This is a genomic window from Gemmatimonas sp. (genome assembly GCF_044344655.1).
Classification (GTDB): Bacteria; Gemmatimonadota; Gemmatimonadetes; order Gemmatimonadales; family Gemmatimonadaceae; genus Gemmatimonas.
In genome coordinates this window covers 42,320-48,960 of sequence record NZ_JBIJCN010000023.1, presented here as the reverse complement: position 1 = coordinate 48,960, position 6,641 = coordinate 42,320, and the positions used below count along the sequence as shown (strand labels likewise).

Genomic DNA, 6,641 nt, shown 5'->3' with positions numbered 1-6,641 from the left:
CCGCGTGCGCCTCCGTGAGGCACATGGTGCCGCCCCAGGTACCGTCGATTGGCTTGGGGAGGAAGCGCTGCTTGAGCTCCTCGGAGCCGTGGCTGACGAGCGCGCTGTATGCGCCATGCGACAGCCCGGGGTACATCGAGAAGGAGAGGTTGGCCGAACACAGCATCTCCTCCATCACGAAGCGCACCATCTCGGGGAGGCCGCTCCCGCCGTACTCGGGGGTCGCGCTGATCGCCGTCCACCCGTCGGCCGTATAGCGCTGGTACGCCGCCTTGAAGCCGGCGGGCGTCTTCACCTCGCCGTCGACCAGCGTGATGCCCTCCGCATCGCCGCTCTGATTGAGGGGGAAGAGCACCTCCTCGCAGAACGTCGCGCCGCCCGCCAAGACCTCTTCGATCATGTCGGGGGTGGCGTCCTCAAAACCGGGCAATCGGGACAACTGCCCGATGTCGTGCACCTCGTTGAGCAGATACCGGATGTCGTCGAGCGGGGCGTGATAGGCGGGCATTGGCGATAGCTCGGGTGAGGGTCCTCTCAACCTGTGGCTGGAACCGTGGACGGGCAAGAGCAAATTGCGACGGTGGCGTCATGTTTCTTCTGAGCCCGCCGATGGCGCCGCCCCGGCCCCGCCCGCCCCGGCCCCCGGAACCAGGCGCAGACATCCGCCGTATCGGTTATTGTCCCTCGTCCTCAATGGAGTGTGCGCTCGATGAAGTCGTTCTTTACCGCCCTCGCCGCGAATCTCGTCACGATCGCCGTCTGCGTGGTCGCGCTCGTGCTGCTGACCGTCGGCGTGATTGCGTCGGCCGGCAACAAGCCCGTCACCGAAGTGCGCGCGGGATCGATCCTCGTGATCGACCTCGACCGCCCGCTCTCTGATCGCCCGGCGAGCGACGAGGAGCGGTCGTTCTTCGGGCGGGCCCTCACACCCGGTGGTGACGCCCTCCCCCTTCGCTCGGCGTTGGTCGCCATCCGGGCGGCCGCTGAGGACGACCGGATCAGCAGCGTCCTGGTGCGTGGCAGCGTGTCGGGCGACGGCGTGCGCTCGGGGTATGCGGCGCTCCGTGAACTGCGTCAGGCGTTGGTGGCGTTCAAAGCGTCGAAGAAGCCGGTACACGCGTGGCTCGTGAATCCCGACGTGTCCAGCTACTACGTGGCCTCCGTTGCGAACACGATCACGCTCGACCCCTTTGGTTCCCTGCTCATTCCGGGGCTTGCCAGCGAACAAGTGTTTCTCGCCGGCCTCTTCGAGAAGTACGGCATCGGCGTGCAAGTGAGCCGCGTGGGCCGCTTCAAGGCCGCCGTCGAACCGTTCACGCGCAGCAGTATGAGCCCCGAAAACCGCCAGCAGGTGGCGAGCTACGTGGGCGACCTCTGGAGCGAGGTCAAGCGCGGCATCGCCGAGTCGCGGGGGGTGGATACGGTCGCCCTGCAGACGCTCGTCGATGCCGAGGGGATTCTCCTCCCCGACGCGGCCCGTACCGCGAAGTTGGTCGACCGGGTCGCGTACTTCGACGTGGTGCTGGCGGATCTTGAACGACTGGCCGGCAAGAGCGGCGGCGCGACCTCGGCCAAGGACAGTGCGCGCGCGGCGGAACTGGCGGCCATCATCGAGCAGCCAACGCTGCCGCAGATCACGCTCGATACCTACGCCCCGATCGCGGCGGCGAAGGAGCGTATCATCGGGGGCAGCCAGGCGATCGCCGTGGTCTACGCCGAGGGCGACATCGTCGATGGCGAGGGGACCGATGGACAGATCGGCGGGGCCTCGCTGTCACGGGAACTGCGCAAGCTGCGTGGCAATGCGGCGATCAAGGCAGTCGTGCTGCGGGTGAACAGTCCCGGTGGCAGTGCGATCGCGTCCGAGCAGATCCAGCGCGAGCTGACGCTGATCGCCGCGAAGAAACCGCTGGTGGTATCGATGGGGACCCTCGCGGCCAGTGGCGGCTACTGGATCAGCACCGCAGCGCAGCGAATTTTCGCGGAGCCCAACACCATTACCGGATCGATCGGGGTGTTCTCGCTGGTGCCCAACATCAAGGAGCTCGCCGCGCGACAGGGCGTCACCTTCGACACCGTGAAGACGGGGCGCTACGCGGACCTGTTCTCCATCGCGCGGCCGCGTACCGAGGCCGAACTCGCCGTGCTGCAGCGCGGCACGGATGCCGTCTACGACGCGTTCATCGCGCGTGTCGCGAAGGCGCGGGCGCTCACCTCCGACTCGGTGCGCCAGATCGCCGAGGGACGCGTGTGGTCGGGGCTGCAGGCACGGCGCATCGGTCTGGTGGACTCTCTGGGCGGGCTCGATGTGGCGGTGAAGAGCGCCGCGTCACTGGCCAAGCTCACCGGCGACTACGAGGTGCGTGAGTACCCGCGCGTGAAGTCGATCACCGAGAAGATCACCGAACTCCTCGAGGACAAGCCCACGCCGGTTGCCGCACGCACCGATGCCGCTCTGGAGCGGTTGGGCGCCCGGGGTCCGGCCGCGGCGCTCGCGCGCGACGTCACGCGCGAACTCGCGGTGCTGCTCACCTATAACGACCCGCGCGGGGTGTACGCGCGCATGCCGTACATTCTGCGGGTCCGCTGAGCAGGCCTCTATGACGCGCGCGGGGCGGTCGCTCAGTGAGCGGCCGCCCCGCGCGCGCGCCCGGCACCGAAGAAGGCGGTGCCGGCGCTTTGCCCCGCGGTCAGTCGTCGATGACCGGCGTGGCCCACGCGCCGTAGGTGACCTTGCGAGCGGCCTCAAGACGACGCGCCTGTGCTTCCCAGTCGGCGAGTTCCGCGCGCACACGGGCGAGATGCGCCCCCGCCTTGGCGATGCAGGCGGCAAGTCCGCGCGCCTGGACGTCGGCGAGCGCCCATTCGGCGGCGCGCACGCGCGCACGCGCGATCGGCAACTGCTCCACGCAACGCGTGGCGTGGTAGCGGCTCCACGCGGCGACGGGGCGATCGTCATCGATGCCGTACAGCGACCAGATGCCATCCGTTACGGGGATGTAATCGAAGAGGAAGCCGTCGATATCGTCCGGGATGGAGTGCGCGGCGTCCGAACTGTGCAGGCTCATTGGGAAACACCAGGAGGGGAAGAAACGCGCCAGACGCACCGGAGCCAGAAGCCACGGCCGGGCGGGTTCCTACTCAAGAAGCGGCAACCCCCCGGGAGTTCCCACGGCGTCTAGATTGCACGCATGCACACCCACCATACTCCGATGCGCGGAGCGGCACGCTCCGCCCGTCGAGTCGTGATCGTGGCCGGCGTCACGTTGCTCGGTGCTCTGCTTCCGGTCGCGGGCATCGATGCGCAGCAGCGCCCCACGCCTCGGCCGGGGACGACCGGTCAGTCGCCCAAAGCCAGTGCGAGGAAGGACAGCAGCGCCGCGAGCCCCTACGGCACTGGCGGGACATCGGCGGCGGCGAGGGCACTGGCTGGCAAGCCGGCGCCAGTGTGGCCAGTGCCTGGCCCGGCGCCACTTGCCGGCAGCATCCTGCCGGCCACGCGCATCGTGGCCTACTACGGCAACCCGTTCTCGAAGCGCATGGGCGTGCTGGGGGAGTATCCCAAGGACGAAATGCTGCGCATGCTGGACCGCGAGGTGGCCGCGTGGCGCAAGGCCGATCCCGCCACGCCGGTGCAGCCCGCCCTGCACCTGATCACCACCGTAGCCCAAGGCGACGCCGGTAAGGACGGCACGTACCGCATGCGGCACGGCGACAAACTCACCGAAAAGGTCTACGGCTGGGCGAAGGAGCGAAACGCCCTCCTCTTTCTCGACGTGCAGGTGGGGCTCAGCACCATCCAGCAGGAGCTGCCGCGCCTCGAGCCGTGGCTCGCCAAGCCCGACGTCCACTTCGGCATGGATCCCGAATTCTCGATGAAGGACGGGACCAAGCCGGGCCGGAAGATCGGCAGCTATGATGCCGCCGACGTGAACTGGGTGATCGACCAGCTCGCGCGCATCGTGACCGCGAACAAGTTGCCACCCAAGGTGCTGGTCATCCACCGCTTCACGCGGCCGATGCTCACGAATGCACACAAGATCAAGCGTGACCCGCGCGTGCAGGTGGTGATTCACATGGACGGCTGGGGCCCGCCCAGCCTCAAGCGCGATTCGTATGCGGCCTACGTGTACGCGGAGCCGGTGCAGTTCACGGGCTTCAAGCTGTTCTACAAGAACGACCGGAAGTACGGCGGCCCGCTGATGACCCCGAAGCAGTTGCTCGCGCTCACGCCGCAGCCGTTGTACATCCAGTATCAGTAACCGGCAGGCGCACTGACGACTGACGCATAAAAACTCCCCGCCGTGCACGGGATCCCGTGGACGGCGGGGAGTTTTCAGTGGTCAGTGAAGGTTTTCAGTGTCCAGTTTGTTATTCCCACCTCACCTGCACCACCAGCGACACCCGGCGTGGCAGCCCGGGTTCGAAGAAGCGGTTCCGCGTGGCATTCACGACGAGGCTGGACGCGTAGCGCCGATCGAACAGGTTCTCGATTGACAGCACCGGGTCTACCCGGACACCGGCCACGCGCGGCGCCGAAAGCCCCACGCGCCAGTGCCAGACGGCGTAACCGGCGCCGTACACCGTGGCGGCATCATTTGCGCTCGCCCGGGAGGCGCCGGTCCACTCCGCGGTGCTGAAGAGTGAACGCGCACGCGCGGTGACGAAGCCTTGCAGGTAGTGCTCGGGGACCCCGGGAATGGGCTTGCCGGCGAACGACGCGCCCCCCACGTCGTAGCGATCGAAGCGGAACGTCGACCAGGTGTACGCGCTCCCCACCTCGAGCGCACCGACCTGCGCCCGCAGGCTCGTCTCCGCGCCGGCGCGTGACGTGCGCCCGGCGTTGCGGAAGGCGCGGCGGCCGGGCTGGTTGGGCACATCGAAGGGCACCAATTCATCCAGGACGGTGGCGCGAAAGAGCGCCACGTCGGCGCGCACGCGCTGCCACAGCAGGGCTTGGGTCCCGACTTCGAGCGTCTGGGTGCGCTGTGGCTCGAGCTGCGTGTTGAGCCCCGCGGCGCCTGTCACCTGATTGGTGAGCTCTGTAATGGTGGGCGTTTCGAAGGCGGTCGAAGCGTTCGCATACACCGACCAGCGCGGCGTCGCGCGCCATGCGAGGCCGACCATGGGACTCACCGCACCCAGCGTACGATCACCGGAATCGTTGGCGTTGGTCGCCGTCACGAAACGGTCGCGCACACGGAACTGCACCCGATCGTAGCGGAGTGCGGCACTGGCGAAGATTCCGTGCGGGGCTTCGACTTCCATCCGTCCATAGCCGCCCACGTTGACCGCACGCTCCTGTTGATCAAGGCGCGTGCTCCCGCGCTCCGTACCGGGGCGCGGGCAACTCGCCGTCGCGGGCGCCGTGGGAAGGACCGCCGCGCAGTTTTCGAAGTTGGAGCGCTCATCCACCTGTCGCTGGGCATCCACTCCGGCTCCGAACCGCAGGGGCCACGCCGTGCGCGCGAAGCGCCACGCCCCGTGCACACCACCACCGAGCACGCGTCGGTCCACCGCCACGATGGCGAAGGGGAGTGGGTTATCGAGCTCGCGCGCGCCAGTGAAGAGCGAGGCCCGCACGGTCCCCCCCGGCACATCACGCTCCGCGAGCAGCGCCACCTGCGACTGCAGCACCGCCTTCCGCGAACGGCGCGTGATGTTGAGCGAATCAGGGAGGCGCGGGTCACGGGCGAGCTCCACCGCGGTCAGTGCGCCGGTATTCTCGGCGCGCGGCGCGTCGTAACGCGTGCCCTGCAGCTCGAGCCGCGTACCGGCCACCGTGGCCAGCCCGCGCGCGAACAGACTGGTGGCGTCGAGCCGCGACCAGGTGCGTGGCCCGTCGCCGTTGGTGCGGGTGAACGAGCCGAGCCATGCGGCGCGCTGCCAGAGGCCACTGCTGTCGCTGCGGCTCCCGGAGGCTTGCACGTTGCGGCGTCGCACGCCCCCACCATCCCACACGCGCGCCTCGGCGGCGAAGGGCCGCGCACTCGGTGCCCGCGACTTCATGTCGATCACGCCACCGGCGGCGTTGCCGTAGAGCGCGGCCGCCGTGCCGCGCACAATATCCACGCGATCGATCGTTTCGAGATCGAGCCAGTCGGTCGGTGTCTGCCCGTCGGGGAGCGACAGCGGCACGCCATCACGCAACAGGCGCACCCCCCGCACGCCAAACGCTGACCGTGCCCCGAATCCACGCATCGCAATCCGCTGATCCTGCGACGGGTTGGCCCGATCCTGCACCTGCACTCCCGGGACAGCCAGCAGCAGGTCGCTGACCCCGGTCCGGCGAAGCGCAGGCCGCTGAGTGAGGGCGGCAGTGGAAATCGCGAACGGCAGCTCGAAGGAAGCACGCGCCGCCTCTCGGGTGACGGTCACCCGCACCGACTGCAGCGACCGCGCCGTACTGTCCTGGCGCACGGTCACTCGCACGGAGTCTGCGCGTTGCTGGGCAACGAGCGCGGGGGGCGCGAGCAGGGTGCTGCCGGCGGCGAGAAGGACAGGCGCCAGCGCACGGACACAAGCGCTGGCGGCACGAGGAGGCACGGGTGGATTGGTCACCCTGCGATCTACAGCGATGCGCGAGCTCGGGGAATCCCTCGCCCGGGGTGGGTGGCTGCGTTGCACACCGCCGTGCTGCC

The 6,641-nt window shown here is 68.6% G+C and carries 5 protein-coding genes; 2 read left to right on the top strand and 3 right to left on the bottom strand.

The window, feature by feature from the left end; all coding sequences use genetic code 11:
* Nucleotides 1-508: acyl-CoA dehydrogenase N-terminal domain-containing protein (locus ACIQ51_RS08075; RefSeq protein WP_396204523.1), on the bottom strand; the 508-nt coding region annotated here is incomplete at its 3' end.
* A gap of 201 nt (nt 509-709) precedes the next feature.
* Here ACIQ51_RS08075 and sppA point away from each other — a divergent pair.
* On the top strand, nt 710-2,590 hold the full coding sequence (gene sppA / locus ACIQ51_RS08070; protein ID WP_396204522.1) for a signal peptide peptidase SppA: 1,881 nt from the start codon (nt 710-712) through the stop codon (nt 2,588-2,590).
* Between the two features lie 100 nt (nt 2,591-2,690).
* Here the strand turns inward: sppA and ACIQ51_RS08065 are convergent, their stop codons facing one another.
* Nucleotides 2,691-3,068: a hypothetical protein gene (locus ACIQ51_RS08065; protein WP_396204521.1), complete on the bottom strand. Its 378-nt coding sequence runs from the start codon at nt 3,066-3,068 to the stop codon at nt 2,691-2,693.
* A 123-nt stretch (nt 3,069-3,191) separates the two neighbouring features.
* Between ACIQ51_RS08065 and ACIQ51_RS08060 the strand changes: the two genes are divergently transcribed.
* Nucleotides 3,192-4,262 (top strand): hypothetical protein, encoded by a 1,071-nt coding sequence (locus ACIQ51_RS08060; protein WP_396204520.1) that lies wholly within the window; start codon nt 3,192-3,194, stop codon nt 4,260-4,262.
* 109 nt (nt 4,263-4,371) lie between these two features.
* Here ACIQ51_RS08060 and ACIQ51_RS08055 read toward each other — a convergent pair whose 3' ends face one another.
* Nucleotides 4,372-6,546 (bottom strand): TonB-dependent receptor family protein, encoded by a 2,175-nt coding sequence (locus ACIQ51_RS08055; protein WP_396204519.1) that lies wholly within the window; start codon nt 6,544-6,546, stop codon nt 4,372-4,374.
* Between the last annotated feature and the right edge of the window lie 95 nt (nt 6,547-6,641).

Excerpts from the sequence above, each read along its gene's own strand:
- sppA (WP_396204522.1), top strand. The coding sequence starts at position 710 with ATGAAGTCGTTCTTTACCGCCCTCGCCGCGAATCTCGTCACGATCGCC.
- ACIQ51_RS08060 (WP_396204520.1), top strand. The coding sequence starts at position 3,192 with ATGCACACCCACCATACTCCGATGCGCGGAGCGGCACGCTCCGCCCGT.
- ACIQ51_RS08065 (WP_396204521.1), bottom strand. The coding sequence starts at position 3,068 with ATGAGCCTGCACAGTTCGGACGCCGCGCACTCCATCCCGGACGATATC.